The organism is Bilifractor sp. LCP19S3_H10, from assembly GCF_052119185.1.
Lineage (GTDB): Bacteria > Bacillota > Clostridia > Lachnospirales > Lachnospiraceae > Bilifractor.
In genome coordinates, this window is the sequence record NZ_JBQKFT010000012.1 from 48,753 (window position 1) to 73,124 (window position 24,372).

At 51.2% G+C, this 24,372-nt stretch carries 26 protein-coding genes, 1 pseudogene and 1 riboswitch; of the genes and pseudogenes, 26 read left to right on the plus strand and 1 reads right to left on the minus strand.

Annotated features, from left to right (window positions below; all coding sequences use genetic code 11):
* Positions 1–226: 226 nt before the first annotated feature.
* Positions 227–1,174 carry an aminotransferase class IV gene (locus ACTQZS_RS10220; RefSeq protein ID WP_441475716.1) on the plus strand — a complete coding sequence of 316 codons (948 nt, stop codon included), beginning with the start codon at positions 227–229 and terminating at the stop codon, positions 1,172–1,174.
* Here the strand turns inward: ACTQZS_RS10220 and ACTQZS_RS10225 are convergent.
* Positions 1,146–2,528: an MATE family efflux transporter gene (locus ACTQZS_RS10225; RefSeq protein ID WP_441475717.1), complete on the minus strand. Its 1,383-nt coding sequence runs from the start codon at positions 2,526–2,528 to the stop codon at positions 1,146–1,148. The genes ACTQZS_RS10220 and ACTQZS_RS10225 overlap by 29 nt on opposite strands.
* 392 nt (positions 2,529–2,920) lie before the next feature.
* Positions 2,921–3,105, plus strand: a riboswitch (cobalamin riboswitch).
* Between the two features lie 492 nt (positions 3,106–3,597).
* On the opposite strand from ACTQZS_RS10225, the gene ACTQZS_RS10230 reads away from it, so the two are divergent.
* The 25 genes and pseudogenes from ACTQZS_RS10230 (at position 3,598) to ACTQZS_RS10350 (ending at position 24,179) form a co-directional block, all read left to right on the plus strand.
* A complete protein-coding gene (locus ACTQZS_RS10230; RefSeq protein WP_441475718.1) occupies positions 3,598–4,731 on the plus strand; it encodes a 1-propanol dehydrogenase PduQ in 1,134 nt (377 codons plus the stop codon).
* Positions 4,732–4,782: 51 nt separating this feature from the next.
* Positions 4,783–5,148, plus strand: a complete 366-nt coding sequence (eutS, locus tag ACTQZS_RS10235) for an ethanolamine utilization microcompartment protein EutS (protein ID WP_441475719.1) — start codon at positions 4,783–4,785, stop codon at positions 5,146–5,148.
* 11 nt (positions 5,149–5,159) lie between these two features.
* Positions 5,160–5,615, plus strand: a complete 456-nt coding sequence (locus ACTQZS_RS10240; protein WP_441475720.1) for a EutP/PduV family microcompartment system protein — start codon at positions 5,160–5,162, stop codon at positions 5,613–5,615.
* A 45-nt stretch (positions 5,616–5,660) separates the two neighbouring features.
* Complete coding sequence (locus ACTQZS_RS10245) at positions 5,661–6,248, plus strand: ANTAR domain-containing response regulator (RefSeq protein ID WP_441475721.1); 588 nt, start codon at positions 5,661–5,663, stop codon at positions 6,246–6,248.
* Between the two features lie 2 nt (positions 6,249–6,250).
* On the plus strand, positions 6,251–7,672 hold the full coding sequence (locus tag ACTQZS_RS10250; RefSeq protein WP_441475722.1) for a sensor histidine kinase: 1,422 nt from the start codon (positions 6,251–6,253) through the stop codon (positions 7,670–7,672).
* A 27-nt stretch (positions 7,673–7,699) separates the two neighbouring features.
* Positions 7,700–9,130 carry an ethanolamine ammonia-lyase reactivating factor EutA gene (eutA, locus tag ACTQZS_RS10255; protein ID WP_441475723.1) on the plus strand — a complete coding sequence of 477 codons (1,431 nt, stop codon included), beginning with the start codon at positions 7,700–7,702 and terminating at the stop codon, positions 9,128–9,130.
* A 14-nt stretch (positions 9,131–9,144) separates the two neighbouring features.
* Positions 9,145–10,515 carry an ethanolamine ammonia-lyase subunit EutB gene (locus ACTQZS_RS10260; RefSeq protein ID WP_441099446.1) on the plus strand — a complete coding sequence of 457 codons (1,371 nt, stop codon included), beginning with the start codon at positions 9,145–9,147 and terminating at the stop codon, positions 10,513–10,515.
* A gap of 18 nt (positions 10,516–10,533) precedes the next feature.
* Positions 10,534–11,496 (plus strand): ethanolamine ammonia-lyase subunit EutC, encoded by a 963-nt coding sequence (gene eutC, locus ACTQZS_RS10265; protein ID WP_441475724.1) that lies wholly within the window; start codon positions 10,534–10,536, stop codon positions 11,494–11,496.
* A gap of 26 nt (positions 11,497–11,522) precedes the next feature.
* Entirely contained in the window at positions 11,523–12,176 is a 654-nt protein-coding gene (eutL, locus tag ACTQZS_RS10270; RefSeq protein ID WP_441099448.1) for an ethanolamine utilization microcompartment protein EutL, read from the plus strand.
* Between the two features lie 19 nt (positions 12,177–12,195).
* Positions 12,196–12,453, plus strand: a pseudogene (locus ACTQZS_RS10275) (BMC domain-containing protein); the annotation flags it as partial.
* 480 nt (positions 12,454–12,933) lie between these two features.
* Positions 12,934–14,412, plus strand: coding sequence for an acetaldehyde dehydrogenase (acetylating) (locus ACTQZS_RS10280; RefSeq protein ID WP_441475725.1), 1,479 nt, complete (start codon positions 12,934–12,936; stop codon positions 14,410–14,412).
* An 81-nt stretch (positions 14,413–14,493) separates the two neighbouring features.
* The gene (gene eutM, locus ACTQZS_RS10285) at positions 14,494–14,790 is read left to right on the plus strand and encodes an ethanolamine utilization microcompartment protein EutM (protein ID WP_441099450.1); all 297 of its coding nucleotides are present in this window, start codon (positions 14,494–14,496) and stop codon (positions 14,788–14,790) included.
* 2 nt (positions 14,791–14,792) lie between these two features.
* A complete protein-coding gene (eutM, locus tag ACTQZS_RS10290; RefSeq protein WP_441475726.1) occupies positions 14,793–15,089 on the plus strand; it encodes an ethanolamine utilization microcompartment protein EutM in 297 nt (98 codons plus the stop codon).
* Between the two features lie 74 nt (positions 15,090–15,163).
* Positions 15,164–15,997 carry an ATP-binding protein gene (locus ACTQZS_RS10295; protein WP_441475727.1) on the plus strand — a complete coding sequence of 278 codons (834 nt, stop codon included), beginning with the start codon at positions 15,164–15,166 and terminating at the stop codon, positions 15,995–15,997.
* The gene (gene pduL / locus ACTQZS_RS10300; protein ID WP_441475728.1) at positions 15,997–16,647 is read left to right on the plus strand and encodes a phosphate propanoyltransferase; all 651 of its coding nucleotides are present in this window, start codon (positions 15,997–15,999) and stop codon (positions 16,645–16,647) included. Before ACTQZS_RS10295 ends, pduL begins: the two co-directional genes overlap by 1 nt.
* Positions 16,648–16,760: 113 nt before the next feature.
* Complete coding sequence (gene eutJ / locus ACTQZS_RS10305) at positions 16,761–17,582, plus strand: ethanolamine utilization protein EutJ (RefSeq protein ID WP_441475729.1); 822 nt, start codon at positions 16,761–16,763, stop codon at positions 17,580–17,582.
* Positions 17,583–17,604: 22 nt separating this feature from the next.
* Positions 17,605–18,516 (plus strand): hypothetical protein, encoded by a 912-nt coding sequence (locus tag ACTQZS_RS10310; protein ID WP_441475730.1) that lies wholly within the window; start codon positions 17,605–17,607, stop codon positions 18,514–18,516.
* A 14-nt stretch (positions 18,517–18,530) separates the two neighbouring features.
* The gene (locus tag ACTQZS_RS10315) at positions 18,531–18,809 is read left to right on the plus strand and encodes a EutN/CcmL family microcompartment protein (RefSeq protein WP_441099456.1); all 279 of its coding nucleotides are present in this window, start codon (positions 18,531–18,533) and stop codon (positions 18,807–18,809) included.
* A 115-nt stretch (positions 18,810–18,924) separates the two neighbouring features.
* On the plus strand, positions 18,925–20,121 hold the full coding sequence (locus tag ACTQZS_RS10320) for an ethanolamine utilization protein EutH (protein WP_441099457.1): 1,197 nt from the start codon (positions 18,925–18,927) through the stop codon (positions 20,119–20,121).
* 19 nt (positions 20,122–20,140) lie between these two features.
* Positions 20,141–20,608: a cupin domain-containing protein gene (locus ACTQZS_RS10325; RefSeq protein ID WP_441475731.1), complete on the plus strand. Its 468-nt coding sequence runs from the start codon at positions 20,141–20,143 to the stop codon at positions 20,606–20,608.
* A 138-nt stretch (positions 20,609–20,746) separates the two neighbouring features.
* Entirely contained in the window at positions 20,747–21,109 is a 363-nt protein-coding gene (locus tag ACTQZS_RS10330; RefSeq protein WP_441099459.1) for a BMC domain-containing protein, read from the plus strand.
* Between the two features lie 8 nt (positions 21,110–21,117).
* Complete coding sequence (locus ACTQZS_RS10335; protein WP_441099460.1) at positions 21,118–21,546, plus strand: BMC domain-containing protein; 429 nt, start codon at positions 21,118–21,120, stop codon at positions 21,544–21,546.
* Between the two features lie 4 nt (positions 21,547–21,550).
* On the plus strand, positions 21,551–22,042 hold the full coding sequence (locus tag ACTQZS_RS10340; protein WP_441475732.1) for a EutP/PduV family microcompartment system protein: 492 nt from the start codon (positions 21,551–21,553) through the stop codon (positions 22,040–22,042).
* A gap of 271 nt (positions 22,043–22,313) precedes the next feature.
* Entirely contained in the window at positions 22,314–23,753 is a 1,440-nt protein-coding gene (locus tag ACTQZS_RS10345) for a hypothetical protein (RefSeq protein ID WP_441475733.1), read from the plus strand.
* Positions 23,754–23,942: 189 nt separating this feature from the next.
* The gene (locus tag ACTQZS_RS10350; protein ID WP_441475734.1) at positions 23,943–24,179 is read left to right on the plus strand and encodes a glutaredoxin family protein; all 237 of its coding nucleotides are present in this window, start codon (positions 23,943–23,945) and stop codon (positions 24,177–24,179) included.
* Positions 24,180–24,372 lie beyond the last annotated feature (193 nt).

Below are 24,372 nucleotides of genomic sequence, written 5' to 3' on the forward strand. Positions count from 1 at the left end.
CTAATGTTCTTGCCCACTGGTGAGCAAGCTCCCCGTGGGCCAAGAACATTGCGACTGGACTTATACAGTAAAAGAATGAGAGGATAAGGGAATAAGATAGCAGGCGTCGCTGCACGAGACGGTCTGCGCGGCAACATCTGTGCGGCAACAGGAGAGCAGGAAGAGCTCTGGACGGGGAGAAATGCGGTACAGTTCAGACAGAAAGAATCGGAAACAGAGGTGTGAGATGGAAGAGATCAGATGTAAGGTGGATGACGGCTTTTTCTTCGGAATGGGATTATTCGAGACAATTGCAATAATCCATGGGACGGCAATGCTGGAGGATCTGCATATCCGCAGGCTGGCAGGCGGACTTCGTGACCTGCATATTGAAAACAGAGCGTATCTGAAGTGGAAGGAAGAGCGTGGCAGAGGGGAATGGTGCGGAAACGGCGAAAAAAGCGGGATGGAGGCCTGGCTGACGGAGGCGCTCCGCGGATATCTGTCGGGACTTGAGAAAGGACGGGTATGGGAAAAAGGGGCGCTGAAAATTACCGTGACGGAGGAGAATCTGCTGTTCAGTACCCGGGAGAATCCGTATACCGCCCGGCAGTTCCGGGAGGGACTCCGGCTGCGTTTCAGCCCGGTTCTCCGAAATGAAACCTCGCCGTTCACTTACTATAAGACATTGAATTGCGGGGACAATATTCTGGTACACCGGCAGATCCGGAAGATGGGATATGATGAAGCGGTTTTTGTGAATACAAAGGGCGAGATCTGCGAGGGATCCGTAAGCAATGTTTTTTTCACCAGGGAAAATGAAGTTGTGACTCCGCCGGTAACAAGCGGGCTTTTGAAGGGAACGATACGGAGTTATCTGCTTGATCCGGGGAAAAAATGGACGCTGGGTCCGAAGGAAGGGGACTGTCTGGAATTCCGGGAACAGGTGGTGCGGACGGAAGATCTGAAAAAATTCACCGGCATGTTCATCACCAATTCTCTGATGGGAATCATGCCGGTGCAGTCTCTTGGAAGATTTCGTTTTCCGGACAGGAAAGCCGCTGAAGTACTGCGTGCTTTCTTCCTCCGGGATATAGAAACAATCAGCCGCGAAATGGAAGCGGTCAGCCGCGAAATGGAAGCGGACAGACAGGATATGGAAACAGTCAGTCGTAAAGATTCAGTTTCTTCATGATCAGAATTGATATATACAGGGCTGCGGCCGTCAGAAGCCAGGAGACCGGCCAGACGAGGCAGAGGACTTCGTAAACCGGGTGGCGTGCGAAAACGGTAAACAGCCAGATCAGCCGGAACAGGATGGTGCCGCACAGAATCTCAACGGAGGGGAGCAGAGAATGACCTCTTCCGCGGAGAACAGCTGCAGGAATCTCATACAGGGTGACGAGGTATTCCCAGAGGAGGACCAGGCGGTTCCGACGGATGGCGTACATCAGGACGGCCTCTTTTGAGGAGAAAATCCGCATGAAGAAGGTCCCGGAGAGCGCGATCGGAACGCTGAGCACGGCGCCGGCCAGGGCTCCAAAGATGAGGCAGTACAGGAAAATTTTTCCGCAGCGTTTCTTCTGTCCGGCGGCGTGGTTCTGGCTGATGAAGGTGGTGGCGGCCTGCGTGAAGGCGGCTACGGCAAAGTATCCAAAGTACTCAAAATTCAGGGCGGCGGCGCTTCCTGCAATGGCGTCGGACCCGAAGCCGTTGATGGCGGCCTGGATGAATACATTTGAGACGCAGAACACTGCCTCCTGTATACCTGCCGGCAGGCCGATGGCCAGGAGACGCTTCACATGACCTCCCTTAAGACGAAGATTGCGCAGGGAGAGATGAAATTCATCGGTTTCCTTCATCAGAAAGGAAACGGTGAGCGCTGCGCTCAGGGCATTGGAGATGTCCGTCGCGAGAGCGACACCGGTTACATTTAAGCGGCACACAATAACAAAGAAAAGATTCAGTATGACATTAAGAATTCCCGCGGAAATCAGAGCATAAAGGGGTCTTCTGGTGTCACCCTTAGCCCGCAGAATGGCGCTTGCGAAGTTGTAAATTACGATGAACGGACTTCCGAGCATGTAAATCTGAAGATAGCGCACGCCGAGATCGAGGATATTGTCCGGAGTGGATATCAGGATCAGCAGCGGCCGGGCGGACACGAGTCCGCAGATCATCAGGATGACGCCGACAATGAGACTGAAGAGCATGGATGTGTGAATAGCCGCAGGAATTTCTTTCCGGCGGTTCATTCCGATGTAGCGGGCGATCAGGACATTGACGCCGACGGAGAGACCGGTGATCAGACCGAGGATGATGCCGATGGGTTCCGCATTGAGGCCGACGGCAGCCAGAGCTTCAGGAGAGGAAAACTGTCCGATGACCGCGGAATCCGCTGAATTGAAGAGCTGCTGCAGAATGCTCGCGGCAGCGATCGGGAGCGCGAAGAGCATGATTTTCCCTGCCAGGCCGCCGTGGATCATATCGATCTCATTTCTGGCGGTTCTTTTGTTTTGGGTAATTGCTTTGGAATCAGATGATGACATTTGTGAAATAACCTCGTTGTTAATATTTTTGTGCTGTATCATTGCTGCCGCGTCATTGCTGCTGCATCATTGTGCTGTATCATAGTTGCTGCGTCATGGTTGCTGTATCATTGCTGCATGAGTCATGAATCTTCTGTTGTATCTTAGCGGCGAAGTACGGAGCGATCCGCAGCTGATACTGTATGTGGCACGATGTATCATATGGGGCTTACGGTCTTTAACAGAAGATCTGAGCATGTGCGTGCTTTGCGCACATCCTATATTAGCAGGAGCGGGATTTATTAACCAGTGGTGTTTGGACAAATATCCGGCAAAATATACAGAATCAGCTGATAAAATTATACAAAACATGACGCTTGACAAAAGGTTGTCAATATTATAAACTGACAACATAAATTTGATGGTACATAGGTGTCGGTAAATTGTTGCCGGTGAAAAGGGAAGCAGGTGTGAATCCTGCACAATGCCGTTGCTGTGTTGGCTTAGCTTTTTCTCTTATGCCATTGGGGAAACCTGAGAAGGTGAGAAAAAGTGATGACGCCGCAGTCAGAAGACCTGCCCGTGTATAACGCACATGAATTCTCCTCGGATCTGGGAGAGTGCCTGCCCTCAGCGATGCAGCTGATGGCTTTTCGGCCGTGTCCATGGAATGGAACCGGTACTTTATGAACAGGGAAGACCGTTAAGTGCTTCGCCATCGAATTTTTTTACATTGCGCCACCTCTCTTAATTATCAATCCGGCGGATGCAATGTCGAAAGGGAAAGTGTCGGGCGGAACGGTCGGTGCTTTCCCTTTTCTTTTTCGCTTTGAAAGGATGCCAACAATTTCATAAACCCGCATTTTCCTGTCGGCTTTTCGCTTTGCGTATTCGTTCTTTCCTTTGAGTGTGAATACGAAGCAGGGGGAAGTGTGTTTTTCTGCCGGGCGAGGAAGCCGTAGAAGAATGAGGTAATATGTATTTAAGTGCGATGCAGCATTTTAAACAGTATGTTTAAAATGCTGCTTTTTTTGTCTCGGAATAACAGTAAAAATTTACTATTAATTTAACACAGAAGAAAGGGGAAGCAATGGGAGAATTCAGAGTCAGCACCAGGATCATGATCGGTGATCAGCTCGATCAGCTGGTGAATGATATGAAAAAGGTGTTTGTTGTAGCGGATCATTTTCTTGCGGTCAGCAAAAAGGTTTCGTATGTGACGGACCGGCTGGATCGCGCGGGAAAGCAGTACGATGTTTTTTCGGATGTGGCGGCTGAGCCGGATCTGGGAGTAGTGACTGCCGGTATCAAAAGGCTGGAGGCGCTGGATCCCGATACGGTCATCTGCCTCGGCGGCGGCGCGTCCATCGACGCGGCGAAAGCGATCGTTTTTATCGCGAGACGTGTAAATGAAAAATATAAAAACATCCGCTTCATCGCGATTCCGACGACCAGCGGAACCGGTTCCGAGGTGAGCACATTTGCCGTTATTACAGACAAAACGACGCAGACAAAATATCCGCTCGTGGACGAGAGTCTGGTGCCGGATATCGCTGTACTGGACGCAAGTCTGGTCGTCAGCGCGCCGCCGAAGGTCACCGGAGATACGGGCATTGACGTATTTACACATGCGGTGGAAGCCTTTGTCTCCAGGGAACACAATGATTTTACGGATGCCATGGCCATCAAGTCACTGCAGCTTTTACAGAACAACCTCCTTGAAGTGTATAAAAATCCCGAGAACCTTCACGCGCGGCAGAGCATGCACAACGCTTCGTGCATGGCTGGTATTGCGTTCGCAAATTCCGGTCTCGGGCTGAACCACGGTATGGCGCACGCCATGGGTGCGCATTTTCATATTCCGCATGGGCGGGCAAACGGAATTCTTCTTCCGTATGTCATGAGCTTCAATGCCGGATGCCATGACCATCTGACACCGGCCGCAAGCCGATACGCGGAGATCGTCGCGCAGCTGGGCATGGACAGCGTGGGAACGCGTCAGAGCGCGTTGATGCTGATCCGCACTGCAAAACGCTTTATGGAGAAAATGAACATGCCGGCGACAATCGCAGAGGCAGGTGTCACAGAAGATGATTTTAATGCACAGCTGGATGAGATGGCAAAGGCAGCGCTTGCTGATCCGTGCACTGCATCGAACCCGAGAGAGGTCACGCTGGAGGATATCAAGACGCTTTATCGTCAGGCGTTTACCGGCAGGGCGTAAGAAATAGCTTACCAGGGATGATTGCCGGTATGCAGGCCGGAAGGAGGGGCTATGTTTGAATCGAACGCCGGGAACGGCGGGAACAAAGAGAGAATTATCCAGGAATTTGTTCCCGGAAAACAGGTTACTCTGGCGCATGTGATCGCCAGCCCGGATGCGGATTTATATTCGAAGCTGGGTCTTCTGGACGCATCGGGCGCAATCGGAATCATGACGATCACGCCGAGTGAGGGCGCTATGATCGCTGCTGATGTGGCTTCGAAGGCTGCGGATATTAAAATCGGCTTTGTGGACCGCTTCAACGGATCGCTGGTGATTACCGGCGATGTTGCGGCTGTGGGGGAGGCGTTGAAAAACGTCATGAATGTTCTCTGCGGCATGATGGGATTTTCTTCCACGGTGATCACAAGGACATGACGGACAGACAGATGACAAATCAGAATAGAAAAAGAATTATGCTGATCGGGCGGTCAACGGCCGGAAAAACGACGCTGTGCCAGAGAATTTTCAACGAGGATATCCGGTATCACAAAACCCAGACCGTCACCGTGGAACATGAGGTGATGATTGACACGCCGGGGGAATACCTGGAGCGGAGGGGATACCGGGGAGCGCTGATGGTCACATCGGCCGATGCGGACATCATTCTTTTTCTGCAGGATGCGACGGAGAACGGAACAATGTATCCGGCACAGTTTTCGACGATGTTCACCAAACCGTGTCTGGGTGTTGTGACGAAGATCGATATCGCAGGTATAAAACAAATCAATGATGCAGAGGTGTATCTGAGAGCAGCGGGAGCACAAAAAATTTACCGCATCAGCAGCGTGACAGGTGAAGGTGTGGATGAACTGCTCCGGGCACTGGATATGCCGGAGGATTGACAATGTCGCGGATAAACGAACGCGGCTGAATGAAGGCTCTGATAAATGGAAAAGACAGAACACGCATTAAGAATAGTAATAGCAGATGATGAGCCGATCGCAAAGATGGACTTAAGAGAACTTCTCGAAGATTCGGGATATGAGGTTGTCGGAGAGGCCTCCGACGGCTTTGATGCGGTGGAGGAGTGCCGGAAAAACAAGCCGGATCTTGTCCTGCTCGACATCAAGATGCCGTTTCTCGACGGACTCTCGGCATCAAAGATTATTTTTCAGGAAAAGCTGGCGGACACGATCATTCTGCTGACTGCCTATACGGATCCGGAATTTATTGAGTCGGCGAAGGACTGCGGCGTATCTGGATATCTGGTGAAGCCGTATTACGAGAAATCGCTGATTCCGAGCATTGAGCTGGCTGTCAGCCGCAGCCGGGAGATGAGGAAGATACGCGCAGAAGTGGAAAGGGCACAGGAAAGACTGGAAAGCCGCGTCATTATTGAAAAGGCCAAGGGCCTGATCATGCTGCGCGATCAAAAGAGCGAGGAAGATGCTTACAGTTATATCAGGCAGATCAGTCAGCAAAAGCATCTGTCCATGAGAAGGGTCTCGGAGATGATACTTGTTAGGAGTATATGAATATGGATGAGCAAAGCCTGTGCGAACTGTGCAGGAAATATGTGGATCTGACGGAAGAGGAAATCACGCAGATTCTTACGATGGCGAAACTGCTTCCATCAATCGCCGATATCGAAGAGGCGGATGTATTCATTGATTGCCTGATGCATAGCGGAGATTCTCTTGTGGTGGCAGAAGCAAAGCCGACAAAGGTTCCGTCCGCTTATAAGGGCAGTGTCGTCGGCATGATCGCTGCGAAGGAAAATGAGCCTGCTGTGGCCAGAACGTTCCGGTTGGGGGTGGGCACACGGCAGATGAAGGCAACGACACAGGAAAAGGGCATCACCATTCAGACGGTAGAGCCGATCAAACTGCATGACCGCGTGATCGGTGTGCTGATCTTCGAGAAACAGACCAGTGACGAAATACAGCCACGCGAAAAACTGCATATCTCGATGAGCGGTTATAAAGAGATCGCCGCGGCGGTCACAAAAATCATGCCGGACAACAACTGGCTTGCGGAGTGTATCGACGAGGCATTGCTGCTGGTGGATAAAAAAGGAATCATATCGCTGAGGAACCATGTCGCGAAAGAAATGTATGAAGAACTTGGCTATGTGAAAGATCTTCTGCATCAGCCTTACGCGAACGTGAGACTGACTGCGGAAAGCGTCGACACGTATGATCATGATTATTCGTACGAAGAGGTACTGGTTGGAAGCAGGATCATCAGCGTAAAAACCGTTCCGATCGAATCCGGGCACTATTCCAAAGCTGTGCTGATGCGCGATATCACGCGGCAGAAGGAACAGGAGAAGGAGCTGGTGCTGAGAAAGACAGCGATCCGGGAGATGCATCACCGGGTCAAGAACAGTCTTCAGACAATTATCAGCCTGCTGAATCTTCAGATGCGGAAATCGGATAATGACGAAGTACGGGAAGTGCTGATGGAGACGATGAATCGCATTTTTTCCATTGCAAATACCCACGAGCTGCTGTCAAGCGAGGTTGCGGACAATGTGAGTCTCCGGGAGGTACTGGAGAACCTGAAAAATAATATCACCCTTGCGTTTTCCGGAAATAGAAAGATTGCCATTACTGTGAGTGGAGAGGATTTCAAGGTCGATTCGGATGTCGCGACTTCGGTTTCCGTTGTGGTCAACGAGTTGATACAGAACGCCGTGAAATACGCATTTCCGGATCGGGAGGAAGGTCAGATCAGTATCCATGTGCATCAGGGAGAGCTGTATTCGGAGCTTACGGTCGAGGATAACGGCGTGGGATATGATGCTTCTGATCAGAGCAGCGAGAATTTCGGCATGTTGATTGTACGTTCCTTCGTGCGTGACAAGCTGAGAGGGAATATTCGAATCTCCTCTGACAGCAGCGGAACAAGGACCTGGTTCAGCTGGCTTAATCAGATCATGAAACCTATCGATAAGTGATCGTAGGAGACAAGAGGCTATAAAAAAATGAGACAGGAAATCAAGAGTATCGGAATTGATATCGGCACATCAACTACACAGCTGGTTTTCAGCCGGCTGGTGATCGAAAACGTTGCCGGAAACTACACGGTTCCGCGGGTTTCGATCATTGAAAAAGAGGTTATTTACCGAAGCAGGATTTATTTCACTCCGCTGAAATCCGCAACCGAGATTGATGCGGACGCGATCAAGAAAATTATCCGGAGTGAGTATCAGGCTGCGGGTATGAAACCGGAGGATCTGTCAACCGGCGCCGTGATCATCACAGGTGAGACAGCGCGCAAGAAAAATGCCAATGAGGTGCTGGAAGCTCTCTCGGATATGGCCGGCGATTTTGTGGTAGCCACTGCCGGACCAGATCTTGAGTCGGTGCTGGCGGCACGCGGCGCCGGCACAGATGCGATTTCTCAGGAAAATCACACGACGGTGGCAAACCTGGATATCGGAGGCGGCACCACCAACATTGCGGTCTATGAAAAAGGCGCGCTTAAAGGCACTTGCTGCCTGGATATCGGCGGACGCCTGATCAAGATCGTAGATGGGAAAATTTCTTATATTTTCCACAAAATCGTGAAACTGGCGGCAAACCACGGAATCAGAATCGCTGAGGGTGACCGTGCAGATCCGGAGGTGCTGATGAAGGTCTGCCGGATCATGGCAGATGAGCTCGCGAAAGCGCTGCGTCTGGTGCAGCCTGACGACGAGCATCGCGCCCTGTATACCAATGACGGCAAGATGCTGAGAGAAGATATCGGCATCCGTGCGGTCACATATTCCGGAGGTGTCGCTGACTGCATTTATCAGGAAAACGACAGTGAACTGTTCCGCTACGGGGATATCGGCGTTTTGCTGGGGAAGGCCATCCGCGAGAACAGGACGATCGCGGCACTGACCCGCTATCAGGCGAAGGAGACAATCCGCGCTACGGTCGTGGGTGCAGGAACACATTCTACAGATGTAAGCGGCAGCACCATCCGGTATGACAAAGGCAAGCTTCCTTTGAAAAACGTACCGGTTCTGAAAATATCGGAGGACAGCGAGACTGATTTTGAAACATTCAGTCAGGCAATCGCGACACAGCTCCCCATGTTTTACACCGAGGGCAGGATGGAGCAGGTAGCGATCGCTTTTTCGGGAAAAGGCTGGACCGGCTTTCAACAGATCCAGAAGCTGGCAGCAGCCATCATCAAAGGAGCCAGGGAGGTGATAGAAAGCAGCTACCCGCTGATTGTAGTTGTGGAGTGTGACATTGGAAAGGTTCTGGGAAACGCGCTGAATATTCAGCTTGATTTCAAAAAACCGGTTATTTGCATCGACGGGATCCGTGCGGCGGGCGGCGATTATATTGATATCGGTGAGCCGTTGGCCGGCGGAACAGTAGTACCTGTGGTTAATAAAACACTGGTATTTAATTCTTAAGAGAGGTGTGACAATTGATTTTAAAAACAAGACTATTTGGCAAAACTTACGAATTTAAATCCGTAAGAGAAGTAATGGGCAAGGCGAACGAGGAAAAATCAGGTGATAAACTGGCAGGTGTCGCAGCCGAGACAGCGGAGGAGAGAGTTGCGGCAAAGTACGTGCTCGCCAATCTGACGCTGAATGACCTGCGCAACAATCCGGCAGTTCCGTATGAAGAGGACGAGGTTACCCGGATTATCCAGGATGATGTCAACGAGACAATCTTCAATGAGATTAAGAACTGGACGGTTTCCGAGCTTCGCGAGTGGATTCTTGATGTAGATACGACACCGGATATGATCCGCCGTGTCTCCCGGGCGCTCACCGCTGAGATGATCGCCGGTGTCTGCAAGCTGATGAGCAATCTCGACCTCATCTACGCGGCAAAAAAGATTCGTGTATCCGCACACTGCAACACGACAATCGGACTTCCGGGTACGTTCTCATCCCGTCTGCAGCCGAATCATACGACTGACGATCCAAAGGGAATCCTTGCGTCTGTTATGGAAGGACTCTCTTACGGATGCGGCGATGCAGTCATCGGTCTGAACCCGGTTGACGACTCGGTTGAGAGTGTGGCGCGCATCCTGAAGATGTTTGATGAATTTAAACATAAATGGGATATCCCGACTCAGATCTGCGTTCTGGCTCATGTGACGACTCAGACGGAGGCAGCGAAAAGACTTGGAGCCCCGCTTGATCTGATGTTCCAGTCCATCGCCGGTTCCCAGAAGGGAAATGAGGCGTTTGGTCTGACCGCTCAGATGCTGGAGGAAGGCCGTCAGACGATGCTGACGAGGGGAACATGCACCGGACCGAATGTGATGTATTTTGAGACCGGTCAGGGATCCGAGCTTTCATCCAATGCGCATAACGGATGGGATCAGGTGACGATGGAGGCTCGCTGCTACGGGTTTGCTAAAAGGTTCCAGCCGTTTCTGGTAAATACGGTTGTCGGCTTCATCGGACCGGAGTATCTGTATGATTCGAAGCAGGTCATTCGTGCCGGATTGGAAGACCATTTCATGGGTAAGCTGACCGGCGTTCCGATGGGATGCGATGCTTGCTACACCAATCACATGAAGGCGGATCAGAATGATATCGAGAACCTGGCAACACTGCTTGTGGCTGCAGGCTGCAATTACATCATGGGTGTTCCGGAAGGCGACGACTGCATGCTGATGTATCAGTGCACAGGATATCATGAGGCGGCAGCTCTCCGTGAGGTTATGGGCCTTCGTCCGATTCACGAATTCGATATGTGGCTTGAGAAGATGGGCTTCTCAGAGAACGGTAAACTGACAAAACTTGCGGGCGATGCTTCCGTATTCATGAGCAAATAAGGGAGGCGGTGAAAGAAAATGGAATCAAAGGACTTAAGAACAGTCATTGAGGAAGTTCTCAAAGAAATGAATCTTAAACCGGGAGCGGAAGGGGTCGGCAGTACAGCTGCCTCCGTCAGCTCTGCAGTAAAAGAGGCGGTCGGTGCTTCGAATGCCGGAGGCTGTCAGCTTGTTATTCCGGACAAAGGGGTGAGTCTTGATCCCTCTTATGTTGAAGATGGAGAGCTTCCGGATATCACTGCGATTGATCTGCGCAAGCAGTATCTGGTGGAGAACCCGGTCAATAAAGAGGCATACGCAGAGCAGAAGGCAGCTGCTCCGTGCCGTCTGGGTATCGGAAAGGCAGGAGCCCGCTACAAAACACTTCCGCAGCTTGAGTTCAGAGCGGCGCATTCTGCAGCGCAGGATGCAGTTTTCAACGATGTAGATGAAGAGTTCATCAAGAGTCAGGGACTGTTCATCGTCCAGACACAATGTGACAGCAAGGATACGTATCTGACCAGACCGGATCTCGGACGTAAGCTGAGCCCTGAGGCGGTTGAGACGATTAAAGAGAAATGCAAAAAAAACCCGACAGTTCAGATCTACGTTGCCGATGGTCTGTCCTCTGCGGCAGTAGCAGCGAATATCCCGGATCTTCTTCCGGCGATCATGCAGGGGCTTCAAAGCTATCACATTGATACCGGAACGCCATTCTTCGTGAAGTACGGCCGCGTGGCGGTGGAGGATGAGATCAGTGAGCTGGTCGGCGCAGAGGTTGTCTGCACACTGATCGGAGAGCGTCCGGGTCTGATTACTGCGACTTCTATGTCTGCCTATATCGCTTACAAGGCGACAGTGGGAATGCCGGAGGCAAGAAGAACAGTTGTTTCCAATATCCACAGCGCAGGAACGAATCCTTCGGAGGCCGGCGCCCACATTGCGGAAATTATTAAAATCATGCTCGAAAAGAAAGCCAGCGGTACGGACCTGAAACTGTAATTTAACCGGAATGGAGGAATTGAAGAATGAAAAGAGATCCACTGTTCGCAAAGGTTCTGGCGACCAGACTAATCGCGAATGTCTCTCCGGACCTTGCAAAGGAGCTGAAGTTAAGGCCGGATCAGAAGTCCCTGGCACTTATTACCGCCGACATCGATGATGTCACTTACACAGCACTGGATGAGGCTACGAAGAAAGCAGACTGTGAAGTCGTTTACGCAAAGAGTATGTATGCAGGTGCAGCCAATGCGAACACTGCACTGGCCGGTGAGATCATCGGTATTCTGGCAGCTCCGAATCCGGCAGAGGCGAGGGCAGGACTGGACGCCTGTATTGACATGATTGAGAATGTCTGCCACTTCGTATCTGCGAACGACGATGATTCGATCTGCTATTATGCGCACTGCATATCAAGAACAGGCTCTTACCTGTCCGCTTCCTGCGGCATAAAGGAAGGAGAGGCAATCGCGTACCTGATTGCACCGCCGCTTGAGGCTATGTATGCAGTGGATGCGGCACTCAAGGCAGCGGATGTGCAGTGCTGTGTTCTTTACGCGCCGCCGTCAGAAACCAACTTCGGAGGCGCGCTGCTGACAGGAAGCCAGTCGGCATGCAAATCTGCCTGCGATGCCTTCGCTGCGGCTGTTGAGGCGATTGCTTCAAGCCCGCGAGAAGAATGATCAGTATCGGAGGTAGTATATGCAGGCATTAGGCATGATAGAAACCAGAGGACTGGTTGCGTCCATAGAAGGAGCGGACGCTATGCTGAAAGCCGCCAATGTAACTCTTCAGTGCAGGGAATACTCCGGAGGAGGACTGGTCTCGGTAATGGTCCGGGGAGATGTCGGAGCGGTGAAAGCTGCGGTTGACGCAGGGGCAGCCGCGGCAGGGAGAATCGGTGAGCTGATTTCGGTTCACGTGATCCCGCGACCGCATGGTGATGTGGAACAGATCCTCGGTCATGTACACCCGGAAAAACCGGATAATGATCCGGAAGGACCGGACGGGAATCCTGGAGGACCGGATGGGAATCCGGAAGGACCGGACGATCATACGGAAAAAACGGATAATGATCCGGAGGGACCGGCCGATGATCCGAAAGAACCAGACGTAAATCTGGATATCCCGGAGGATAATCTGAAAGAACGTGACGGAGTACAGAGCGGCGCTCCGGATCTGCCGGACACAAAACCGGAGGTGTCGTCGGAAGCGACGGATCCGATCAAGGGGAAACCGGCGTCTTCATTGATTTCACTGGACGAGATTGGCAGCAAGAGTGTTGGCGAACTAAGAAATCTCGCAAAGAAACTTGGAATCGATACGTTGACACGGGAGCAGATCCGATCCGCACGCAAAGACGTGCTGCTGGAAGGTATAAAAGCATTTTGTGACAGAGAGGGATTAAGCAGAACAGAAAAATAACAGGAGAATGGCAGAATGAAGATAATCGATAAAGACCTGATCTCAATGCAGGAAGTGAGGGATCTGGTTGAGTCAGCCAAGGAAGCGCAGAAAGAGCTTGCGCGCATGGATCAGGCTCAGGTAGATCATATTGTTCGCTGCATCGCGGACGCTGGTGTCCGTAATGCTGAGCGTCTTGCCAGAATGGCGGTCGAGGATACCGGTTTTGGCAAGGTAAAGGATAAAATTGTCAAGAATGTGTTTGCAAGCCGTGGAGTTTATGAGCATATCAAGGATATGAAGACAGTCGGAGAGATTTCCCGCGACGATGAGAAGGGACTGCGCGTGCTGGCGGTTCCGGTAGGTGTCATCGCCGGACTTATCCCGTCCACGAATCCGACCTCTACTGCCTTCTATAAGGCAGAAATCGCTGTCAAGGCGGGAAATGCAATTGTATTCTCCCCGCATCCGACGGCACAGCGCTGCATCATGGAGGCGGTGAAAGTCATTCGTCAGGCCATCGCGGAGGCAGGCGCAAATGAGAATCTTGTATCCTGTATTTCCATTCCGACGATGGAGGCAACGGATACACTGATGCATCACAGAGACGTAGCACTGATCCTTGCTACCGGCGGATCGGCCATGGTAAGGGCAGCGTACTCTTCCGGTACACCGGCGATCGGTGTCGGACCCGGAAACGGCCCTGCCTACATTGAAAGATCCTGTGATCTTCCTCTGGCAGTGAAGAGAATTCTGGATTCCGAGACGTTTGATAATGGAACAATCTGTGCATCTGAGCAGTCGATCATCTGTGACGAGGATATGGTGGAGCCGGTTATGGCTGAACTGAAGAAGCAGGGGGCATATATCCTGGATCAGGAAGAGAGTGAAAAACTCGGCAAGTTCATCCTTCGCGCAAATGGGACAATGAATCCGGAGATTGTCGGAAAGAGCGTTGAAACAATCGCCAAACTGGCGCACCTGGACAAGGTTCCGAAGGATGCGAGGGTTCTGATTGCGAGAGAGACTGGTGTGGGACGCGGTCATCCATACTCGAATGAGAAGCTCGGACCGATTATGGGATTCTACACAGGTAAGGATTATCACGATGTCTGCGACAAGGTCTGTGAGATCCTTTATTACGAGGGCGCAGGTCATACATTCTCCATGCACACAAAAAATGAAGCAATTGTTGACTATTTTGCAAAACGTGTTCCGGTATCCCGCATTGTTGTCAATACACCGAGTACACTCGGCGGCATCGGGGCTTCCACAGCACTGCAGCCGGCTCTGACACTCGGATGCGGCGCGGTGGGCGGAAGCGCAACCAGCGAAAACGTTGGTCCGATGCAGCTCATCAACAAGCGATACGTGGCGTATGGGCAGAAAGAGATGGAGGATATCCGCGCGGAAATCGATTCCTGTGTGGAGAGTGCGGATAACCAGCCTGATTTGTCGGATATCAATGTCGATGAGATTGTGAAGAGCGTGATCGCACGGCTGAAGGCGATGTGATCATTCAAACGAACCTGATGCGACGTATCCATCATATACGAACCTGATGAGACATGCCAATTATATTGAGAGGAGAAAACAATGGCAACAGTTAATGATGCACTTGGAATGATTGAGACTAAGGGACTGGTTGCGGCTGTCGAGGCAGCAGATGCTATGGTCAAGGCCGCAAATGTACATCTGATCGGTAAAGAGCGTGTAGGCGGCGGCCTTGTGACCGTCATGGTCAGAGGTGATGTCGGAGCGGTAAAGGCAGCGACCGATGCGGGCGCTGCAGCGGCAGAGAGAGTCGGTGAGCTTCTCTCCGTACATGTCATCCCGAGACCGCATGAGGAAGTAGAGTACATTCTTCCGTCTATTGGAAAGGAGAACGAATAATTATGTCAAAAACTACAGAAGCACTGGGAATGATCGAAACAAAGGGTCTGGTAGCGTCCGTCGAAGCGGCAGATGCGATGGTTAAGGCTGCAAATGTACATCTGATTGGAAAAGAACGTGTAGGCGGCGGCCTTGTCACCGTCATGGTCAGAGGCGATGTAGGAGCAGTAAAGGCAGCAACGGATGCGGGCGCGGCTGCAGCCGAGAGAGTCGGCGAGCTGATTTCGGTACATGTCATTCCGAGACCGCATATGGACGTGGAGTATATTCTTCCGACGCTCGGCAATACTGCAGAGTAATAAAGCATAATACCGAGAGGATGACAGGGAGCATACAGCTCCGGAAATGATAAAAGAAGAAGGAGTGAAGGCGTATGAAAGCAATAACCGAGGAACTACTCCGTTATGAGCTGAGAAATTCCGAGCCAGACGTATATATCGTGCCGGACGGAGCCATCCTTACTCCCGCAGCAAAAGAGTATCTGCAGCAGAAAAAAATCAGATATCAGATGAAAAGCAATTTTCATGATCAGGTCCATCCAGGTCAGGGCGGACAGAAGAAAACAGTAAGCACCGGCGCCCCTGCTCCGCAGGAACAGAGGGCACCTGCTGCAGAAAAAACAGATACAGTGGCCGTTCTGCGTCCGAAGTACACAGAACATGAGACAGGGGCATTCTTCTATGAAAAACCGGAACACATGACCCAGCTTTACGGCAATGAACTGGTGAACAAAGATGATCCGAGAATCGTTTTTCGTGGGAAACTCGATTCGGTACAGTCGCTGATCGTCCTGGCTCAGGCAGTTATATATGAGAACGGCTGTCAGTCACTTGTCGACGATCTCAATGATATTCTGCGCCATCTTCGGGAATTGATGCGCTGTGATGTTCTTGGCGAGGACGTTCCTGAGATGACAACGATCGGACTGACTCATGCTGAGCTGCGCGAGCGCTCTCATGATCCGATGAAGTTCTATAAGATTAAGCAGATGCTGCTTCCGGATTACAGCATGGGAATTAATTATGCTTATCTTAATCGTATCCGGACACAGATCAGGGAGACAGAGCTGTCCGCCTGCACTGCGTTCAGGGAAGGCCGGAAGTATAAACGCGGAGATATTATTGAAGAACTCAACCGTCTGTCCAGTGCACTTCATATTATGATGTGCAAATATCTGGCCGGAGACTACACAGGAGGAGGCAATTGATGAAGGATATTGTTTCAGCCGTGATGGATTCCATCCATATGGCCGGACTGGTAGAGATCGAGGTCTCTGCAAAGCACGTTCACCTGACGCAGTCAGATTGTGAGGTCCTGTTCGGAAAGGGAGCAACGCTTACGCCGAAAAGAGATCTTTCGCAGCCATTCCAGTTCCTTTCCGATCAGAGAGTGACCCTGATCGGACCAAAGGGATCCATGAGTCATGTGGCTGTGCTCGGCCCCGTCCGCAGCGCGACACAGGTGGAGCTTTCCAAGAGCGACTGCGTCGCGCTTGGAGTAAATGCTCCGCTGCGGGAATCCGGGGATGTCGAAGGAAGCGGTGCTATCACCATCCAGGGGCCTGCCGGTTCGCTGGACATCAAACAGGGTGTGATTATTGCACACAATCATATTCATGTGACGGAGAAGGACTCGAAGCTGCTGAATCTTAAGGATAAGGACAGGGTTGCAGTGGAAGTACTCAGTGACAGGCCGGTAATCTTTGAGGATGTGATCATTCGTGTCAGCCAGAATTTCAGCTGCAAGATGCATATCGATTTTGATGAGGCAAATGCAGCGTTCGTGCATGGCTTTACGATGGGAAGAATCATTCGGAAGATTGACCGCAAGGGAATCGGCCGCAGTGAAAACTGGTGACGGACAGGGTCGTTGACCGTAAGAAAAACGGCTGCAGTGAAATCTGGTGACGGGCAGGATAGTCCGGAGCGGGAATTTCAGAATTACACGAATTTGAAATGAAAGGTGCGTTTATGCTTGATCTGAAGCGAATTGACACATACATGGACAAGGTATCACGGTCCCAGGAGGAGGTTTTTCCGTCTTCCAGAAGACTGAAGACGGGGCTGGATCTGGGTACTGCATATATTGTTCTTGTCGTTCTGGATGAGAACAATCAGCCGGTAGCCTGTGAAAAAAAGGCTGCGAGCGTTCTGCGGGACGGTGTCGTGGTTGATTTCAGCGGCGCGCGGACGATTGTGCAGGAATTGAAGGACAAACTGGAACAGCGGATTGACCGGGAGCTTGTCGAGTGCGCGATTGCCATGCCGGCCGGTACAGACTCCAGTGTCCGGACTCATGAATATGTGGCAGAAGGAGCAGGGTTCGAAGTCACCAATGTGCTCGATGAGCCTACGGCTGCGAATTCTGTATATCAGATTCAGAACGGTGTTGTGGTAGATATCGGCGGCGGCACCACCGGCCTCGCATTGTTTAAAGATGGAAAGGTTATTGAGATAGAGGATGAGCCGACAGGCGGCACGCATCTGTCTCTGGTGCTTGCCGGAAATTACCACGTATCTTTCGAAGAAGCTGAAAAAATCAAGCAGGACTACAGCCGGCATAAAGAGATCATGCCGGTGGTACGTCCGGTGGTCGAAAAGATGGCCACCATTGTGAAAAAGTATATCGATCCGTCCGTGACAGATACGATCTATCTGTGCGGCGGAACGTCCTGTCTGACAGGAATTGAAAGTGTCTTTGAGAAGGTAACGGGGATCAGAACCATCAAGCCCCGGGATCCCTTCCTTGTGACGCCGGCCGGAATCGCGATGAACTGCATCGTTTCCGGTTAAAGACTGACAGAAAGGAGGAAATATGGAAACAGGAGAATTGACAGACCGCATCGCTGCCAGAGTGAAAGAAAAACTGGAGCAGATGGGGATCACTGTTTCTGACAGTGAGATCAGAGCGTGTATGAACGGTTCGAATGACGCGTCACAGGGCAATTCCTGCAGTGGAACCGGAATGTGCGAATCGTCTGCCGCTTCGAAAAGCGGACGCAGAATTCTGTTGATTTTGACCGAAGAGGAAGGAAAGGACGGTAAGTCCTTCCTGGAGAACAGTGAGATTACGGGTAGGTACAATGTACAGTGCGCGGTTCTTTCCGATGACAGCAGTGACAACAGCATCGATATGGAACGGATAGATACCGTCGTTCTGTACAATCTGACGTGCGCGAATCTTTCAAAACTTTGTGTGGGAATGGCAGATACTCCGTATCTGAAGGCAGCTCTGCAGGCGCTTATGTCCGGCAAAAGATTGCTGGTATCAGAGGATGAAATTGAATATCTGCAATACAGAAAGAATATGCCATCACCCATGTGGGAGAGGATGAGCGGGGATCTGGAGTTTCTGAAAAGCTGCGGGCTGACTGTCGTTCCGGCTGAGAAACTGGTCGGCGCTGTCATAGACAGATCGGTGGAGAAACCGGTTTGTACTGTTTTCGGCAAATCGGCGGAGAAACCCGACCGTATTGCCATGGACAAATCGGCGGATAAGATGCCGACCGAGGGAAACTCCTCATCAGGGGAAAATCCCTTATCCGTTGATGGCTGCGAAGCCTGCGGTAAGGAATGCATCATCAGCCGTAAGGCTGTGACAGAAAGGGATGTGATCGAGTCGGTGAAATCCGGCGCGACATGTATCCGGGTCAGAAAAGACTGTATCATCACAGATCTCGCGAGAGAAACCGCTGAGCGTAAGGGTATCCGCTTCTGCTGCGATTAAAAGGGGGATAAAAGATGAAGGTTGCAAAGGTCATCGGGAATATCTGGGCCACAAGAAAGGATGAGAGACTCTCCGGTCTGAAGCTTCTGGTTGTCCAGCCGTTGGACGTCAGTAATGAGAAATCGCACAGCGTTCCAACTGTCGCGGCTGATCTCATCGGCGCAGGCGTCGGAGAGACGGTGCTCATCGTCAATGGCAGCTCGGCAAGAAGTGCGGTCAATGACATGAGCGCGCCCGTTGATGCAACTGTAGTCGGAATCGTGGACGACCTGGAAATCGTTTATCAGGAGTAATCAGAGGATAGAAAAACAGGAGTCCGGAGTCCGGTATTCCTGAATCAAAGGATTCTCATCGGTCGCGGTTATTTTAGCAGCAACTATAGAAAATGTTTATACTTAGGGGCAAAATATGAGCACATTTACATCAAGCCTGAGGGAGTGGGCGACGACCCTCTCCATTAATAAAGTAATCATGATGATCATGATGATATTCATGGTTGTCGGCGCGATAGACAAGATCTGCGGCAATAAAAAGGGATATGGGGAGAAATTCGAAGAAGGCTTTAACGCCATCGGACCTCTCGCGCTTTCCATGGCCGGCGTTGTAGCGGCAGCTCCGGTGCTTGCGGAGGTGCTGGGGCCGGTCATCAAGCCAATATACAATTTCTTCGGTGCGGATTCTTCGATGTTTGCAACCACACTGCTCGCGTGCGATATGGGAGGCTATCCGCTGGCGATGCAGCTGGCTGGAGATGAAGCAATCGGAAAATTCGCGGGATTGATACTGGGAACGATGATGGGACCGACGATTGTATTTACAATTCCGGTCGCACTTGGTATCATTGATAAGAAGGACAGAGGTTACCTCGGGGCAGGTGTGCTCGCAGGTATGATTACGATTCCGATCGGCTGTATCGTCGGCGGCCTGTGTATGACAGCGATGACGAGCTATAAGCTGAGTCTTGGGCGTATCGTGCAGAACCTGATACCGGTTATCATCATCGCGGCACTGATCGTTATCGGTCTGTGGTTCCGTCCCGGCCGTATGATCCGCGGATTCAACCGCTTCGGGATCGGCGTTACCGTCGTGATCACTGCCCTGACTGCAATTGCTGTATTTGAGCAGATCACTGGTATCATGTTCCCGCTGTTTGATCAGATGGCAACACCGGATGCTTCAACAGGGCTGACACCGCTCGATTCAGGACTTCTGACCTGCGGACAGATCGGTATTGTACTGATCGGTGCGTTCCCAATGGTTGAGTGGATCACCAGGACTTTCGGAGGCGGACTGAAGAAGCTTGGTCACCTTCTCGGAATCAATGAGACGGCTTCCGCAGGTATGGTTGCGAATCTTGCGAACAATATCGCCATGTTCAACATTTTCGGTGAAATGGATCCGAAAGGAAAACTTCTGAATGTCGCGTTTGCCGTATCCGCTGCTTTCGTGTTCGGCGATCACCTGGGATTCACGGCAGGCGTTGACCAGACCATGGTTACTCCGGTCATCATCGGAAAGCTTGTAGCAGGTATTACCGCTCTGATCGTTGCGAATATTCTGTCACCGAAACTGCTGCAGAAGGTTAATGCGACGATGGAGAAGTAGATGATTTGACAGGCCCTGATTGAAGAAAGGAATGTATACCATGAGTATTACGGAAGAAATGATCCGTGAAATTATCACAAAAGTTATGGAGCAGTCTGCTGCTCCATCTAAGAATAGTAACTGCGGGTTTGAGAAAAAAATCGATCCGAGCGGTATCATCGGAATAAAGACCTCGACAGTGAAATGCGAACCGTTTAAGCAGGACGGTGTTGCTCTCAAGGATGTCGTGACGCTGGAGGAAGCTCCGAGAATGGGAGCAGGTGTGATGGAACTGGATCACACCAGCTTTGAGTGGACGCTGACTTATGATGAGTACGACGTGGTTCTTGAGGGCAGGCTGGAGATTGAGATTGACGGAAGAATTGTGTCCGGAGATCCGGGAGATATCATCTATATTCCGAAGGGAAGCCATATCCATTTCCAGACACCGGAGACATGCCGCTACGCATATTTCGTGTATCCTGCAAACTGGGCGGATCTTGCGTAAAGCAGTGCAGCAGGTATATAACATAATGGATGACTGTGATCAGGCTGCGCTTACGCGCAGTCTGAATCACTCTCGAAAAGATGAAGGCTGACGGCAAGACCGGGGCGTGATTTATCTCGATAATGTTGGAGGAAACAGATGGACAACCGTGATGAACAGATTCGAATCGTACAGGAGACAGTGGCTGGCAAGGAAATTACCCTTGCGCACATTATGGGCAGCCCTTCCCCGATCATATATCAGAAGCTTGGCATGAACCCTGCCATTAACTACAGCTCATCGGCGATCGGCATCATGAATATGACGCCGCCGGAATCTGCGGTTATTGCGTCTGATATTGCTGTCAAGAGCGGCGATGTCTATCTGGGCTTTGCAGACCGTTTTACGGGGACACTGATCGTGTCGGGGGATATTGCGGGTGTGACAGCCGCGATCACGGCTGTTGTTGATTATTTTCGTGATGAGCTGCACTATGTCGTCTGCCCGGTCACGAAACGATAGGAGTGTCTATGGCTGACAGGATGACGGCTGAAGAACTCCTGAAGTGGATCAGCAGCCAGAAAAGAAGAGATAAAAACAAACAGCTGAGGATTGTGCGCGTACGGACTCCGGGCAGAGATATGACGATGGCACATGTGATCGGGACATCCGTGCAGGAGGTCTACAAGAATCTTGGGCTGCACATCGGTGTGCATGCCGGTGAAGATCACACGGGAGAGACCATCGGTATCATGAAGTTTACACCCTGGGAATGCACGGTTCCGGCAGCGGATATCTCCCTGAAATCGGCACATGTGGAAATCGGTTTTATGGACCGGTTTAACGGTACCGTGATTATACTGGGCAGCAGGGAGGAAGTACGGACGGCACTCGAGAACGTCCGTTCTTTTTTCAAGGATGATCTGCATTTTCACGTGTGTGATATAGAGGAAAGCTGAAGCAATGAGAAAACTGTTTCTGATGGGCCGCAGTGAGGCCGGGAAGACAACGCTCTCCCAGGTTCTGAAGGGGGAGGAAATTGTATATAAGAAGACGCAGTACACATATGCCGGCGATTCTGTAATCGATACGCCGGGCGAATACGCGGAATCGAAGGAAGTCGGGGTCGGACTGGCCTGCTTCTCGTTCGAGGCGGATGTCGTCGCGATTGTAGTGGCCGCGGATGAACCGTTCTCGCTTTTTACACCGAACTGCAATGCATTTCTGAACCGGCCGCTCATCGGCATCATCACAAAAATAGACTCTCCGTACGCCAATGTGCCGATGGTGAAACAGTGGCTTCAGAATTGCTGCTGTGAGAAAATTTTCTGCATCAACAATATGAACGGCGACGGGCTGAAGGAGCTTAAGGAGTATTTAAGTCTCCCGGTCAGGAAGATCAGTCTGGATGAGGCCATGGAAAAGCAGAGCAGGGGACTGGCTGACTGGGAATGAAATCAGGGCTGTAAGGTGTAGGATAGGTGTTGCAGGATTCAGCAGACGTTTTCCGTGAGGGAGACGCCTTTTTTATTTATATAGAAAGAAAATCCCGCAGTGATGTACTGACATGTGCAGGATTTCAGGATGCATGCTTTGTTCGTATATCGCGGCCGGAGCTGTGAAATTGCGGGTATACGGAGGGCTGCAGGAAAGCAGTGTTTGCTTTTCAGGAATGTTTGTATTATTCTCAATTTATATCATGCGCATGGGAAGAGGATGAAAAACTGTGACGGCAGAATCAGAAATTAACGAAGAGCATGCTTTGACGCTTCAGGAGTTGGCGGAGCATTTCTATTATCAAGACATCAAAGGACATGATAAGTCCGGGCAGGAAGAAAATGAAGAAATTCAGCAGTCAGAGGCAAGGTACCGGGGCGTACCGGTCAAGATGCTGTATTTTCCCAAGTTATTCACAGAGGAGGGTTTTCTGAAGATCCGTGAGGCAGGCGAGATGGCCTGGAAGATCCTGGTGAAGGTGATCTGGGAATACCTCGATGATCCGGATTACCGGAAGCTTTTCGGCTTTCCGAAGGAGCTGGAGGAAATGATCTGCAGGAGGCCGGAGTATTCCGTTCTGCTTCCGGTGTGCAGGCTGGATATGTTTTTTGACGAGAAGACGGGGGACTTTAAGTTCTGCGAGTTCAACGCGGATGGCAGCAGCGCGATGAACGAAAACCGGATTATGACAGAGGCCTACCGCAAAACCCTGATGTACCGGTGCTTCTCGGAGGAATATGAACAACAGGAGTTTGAGCTTTTTGATTCATGGGCGCGTGTGTTCCTCGATCTGGTGAAGGAGACGGGCCGTTATCCGGAGCATCCGCAGGTGGCCATTGTGGATTTTCTTGAAAAAAGCATTGCTTCGGCGGAGCTGGAGCGATTTGCGGAGGCGTTCCGCAAGAGAGGCAGCCGCTCATGTGTGGCGGAGATTCGCAGCCTTACCTATGACGGCGAGCACCTGTATACGCCGGAGGGATTTCGCGTGGACGCAATTTACCGGCGGGCGGTGACGAGCGATATCCTGGAGCATCGGGAGGAGATCCGGCCGTTTCTGGATGCGGTGAGGGACCGGAGAGTCTGCCTGATCGGTGATTTCTGCACACAGGTCGTTCACGACAAGATCCTGTTCAAGGTTCTCCATCTCGACCGCACAAAAGCGTTCCTGACGGAGGAGGAGAACCGATATGTCGAAGAGCATATTCCGTATACGGCAGATCTCGTACCAGAGCTTCTGCATGTGGAAAAATTCCTGCATACGACGTGGTCAGATGAGGGCGGAAGACGCCGCAGATGGATTCTGAAGCCGGAGGATTCCTACGGCGCGCACGGTATTTATTACAGCGGCAATTTCACGGATGAACAGTGGCAGAACTTGCTGAGGGACCGCGCAGGAAAAGGGTATGTGATTCAGGAGTATGTGAGCCCGTACCGGACTCTGAATGCGGACTACACGGATACAGATTACACGGACAATCCCTGGCAGGAGCAGGCGAAAGGGCAGAAGAGCCCGCGGGTACACAGCTTCGCGAACATGACGGGGATGTATCTGTATGCGGGACACCTCGCCGGTATCTATTCCAGGCTCTCTCCGCTGAATATTATTTCGGTAGAGGGAGACGAGCATGAGATGGTCTCCATGATTGCGCGAAGAAAAAATGGTCAGTGAGAGTTTGGATCAGGAAGACGGCAGCGGCGATTCTGTGATTATGCGCAGGGGAAATGCCCGGTGAAAGTTTGGATCAGGAAGGCAGCAGCGGCGATTCTGTGATTGGCCACTGGAAAAATGGACAAGAATGTGTAAGACTGGAGATGTAGGAAAAAGAGGACAACAGAAACAACAGAAGGGAGAGAAAGGATGGTACTTGAACTTTACAAGAAGGATACCTGCCCGTACTGTCAGAGAGTGATGGGATGGATCCGCGAAAACGGAAGAACTGATGTGGTCTACAGGGATATCCTGGAGGATCCGGACAACCATGCGCGTCTCATCCGCGACGGTGGAATGGATCAGGTTCCGTGCCTGTTCATCGATGGAAAACCGCTGTATGAGAGCATGGACATCATTCAGTATCTGGCGGATCATCCGATGTAAGGCAGAAAAAACAATAGGATTTCATCTGTGAAGCTATGAAACAGCCCGTACCGCAGGGGGACAGTATTCCCCTGCGGTACGGGCTGTTTTTGAGTCATTTGTTTTGGGTTCCGGAAGCTTTCTTCCGGCTGATTTTTCAAGAAGTTTCCAGAGCACATTATCCGGCCGCTTTTTCAAGAGGTTTCCAGAGTGC

Excerpts from the sequence above, each read along its gene's own strand:
- ACTQZS_RS10220 (WP_441475716.1), top strand. The coding sequence starts at position 227 with ATGGAAGAGATCAGATGTAAGGTGGATGACGGCTTTTTCTTCGGAATG.
- ACTQZS_RS10225 (WP_441475717.1), bottom strand. The coding sequence starts at position 2,528 with ATGTCATCATCTGATTCCAAAGCAATTACCCAAAACAAAAGAACCGCC.
- ACTQZS_RS10230 (WP_441475718.1), top strand. The coding sequence starts at position 3,598 with ATGGGAGAATTCAGAGTCAGCACCAGGATCATGATCGGTGATCAGCTC.
- eutS (WP_441475719.1), top strand. The coding sequence starts at position 4,783 with ATGTTTGAATCGAACGCCGGGAACGGCGGGAACAAAGAGAGAATTATC.
- ACTQZS_RS10240 (WP_441475720.1), top strand. The coding sequence starts at position 5,160 with ATGACAAATCAGAATAGAAAAAGAATTATGCTGATCGGGCGGTCAACG.
- ACTQZS_RS10245 (WP_441475721.1), top strand. The coding sequence starts at position 5,661 with ATGGAAAAGACAGAACACGCATTAAGAATAGTAATAGCAGATGATGAG.
- ACTQZS_RS10250 (WP_441475722.1), top strand. The coding sequence starts at position 6,251 with ATGGATGAGCAAAGCCTGTGCGAACTGTGCAGGAAATATGTGGATCTG.
- eutA (WP_441475723.1), top strand. The coding sequence starts at position 7,700 with ATGAGACAGGAAATCAAGAGTATCGGAATTGATATCGGCACATCAACT.
- eutC (WP_441475724.1), top strand. The coding sequence starts at position 10,534 with ATGGAATCAAAGGACTTAAGAACAGTCATTGAGGAAGTTCTCAAAGAA.
- eutL (WP_441099448.1), top strand. The coding sequence starts at position 11,523 with ATGAAAAGAGATCCACTGTTCGCAAAGGTTCTGGCGACCAGACTAATC.
- ACTQZS_RS10280 (WP_441475725.1), top strand. The coding sequence starts at position 12,934 with ATGAAGATAATCGATAAAGACCTGATCTCAATGCAGGAAGTGAGGGAT.
- eutM (WP_441099450.1), top strand. The coding sequence starts at position 14,494 with ATGGCAACAGTTAATGATGCACTTGGAATGATTGAGACTAAGGGACTG.
- eutM (WP_441475726.1), top strand. The coding sequence starts at position 14,793 with ATGTCAAAAACTACAGAAGCACTGGGAATGATCGAAACAAAGGGTCTG.
- ACTQZS_RS10295 (WP_441475727.1), top strand. The coding sequence starts at position 15,164 with ATGAAAGCAATAACCGAGGAACTACTCCGTTATGAGCTGAGAAATTCC.
- pduL (WP_441475728.1), top strand. The coding sequence starts at position 15,997 with ATGAAGGATATTGTTTCAGCCGTGATGGATTCCATCCATATGGCCGGA.
- eutJ (WP_441475729.1), top strand. The coding sequence starts at position 16,761 with ATGCTTGATCTGAAGCGAATTGACACATACATGGACAAGGTATCACGG.
- ACTQZS_RS10310 (WP_441475730.1), top strand. The coding sequence starts at position 17,605 with ATGGAAACAGGAGAATTGACAGACCGCATCGCTGCCAGAGTGAAAGAA.
- ACTQZS_RS10315 (WP_441099456.1), top strand. The coding sequence starts at position 18,531 with ATGAAGGTTGCAAAGGTCATCGGGAATATCTGGGCCACAAGAAAGGAT.
- ACTQZS_RS10320 (WP_441099457.1), top strand. The coding sequence starts at position 18,925 with ATGAGCACATTTACATCAAGCCTGAGGGAGTGGGCGACGACCCTCTCC.
- ACTQZS_RS10330 (WP_441099459.1), top strand. The coding sequence starts at position 20,747 with ATGGACAACCGTGATGAACAGATTCGAATCGTACAGGAGACAGTGGCT.
- ACTQZS_RS10335 (WP_441099460.1), top strand. The coding sequence starts at position 21,118 with ATGGCTGACAGGATGACGGCTGAAGAACTCCTGAAGTGGATCAGCAGC.
- ACTQZS_RS10340 (WP_441475732.1), top strand. The coding sequence starts at position 21,551 with ATGAGAAAACTGTTTCTGATGGGCCGCAGTGAGGCCGGGAAGACAACG.
- ACTQZS_RS10350 (WP_441475734.1), top strand. The coding sequence starts at position 23,943 with ATGGTACTTGAACTTTACAAGAAGGATACCTGCCCGTACTGTCAGAGA.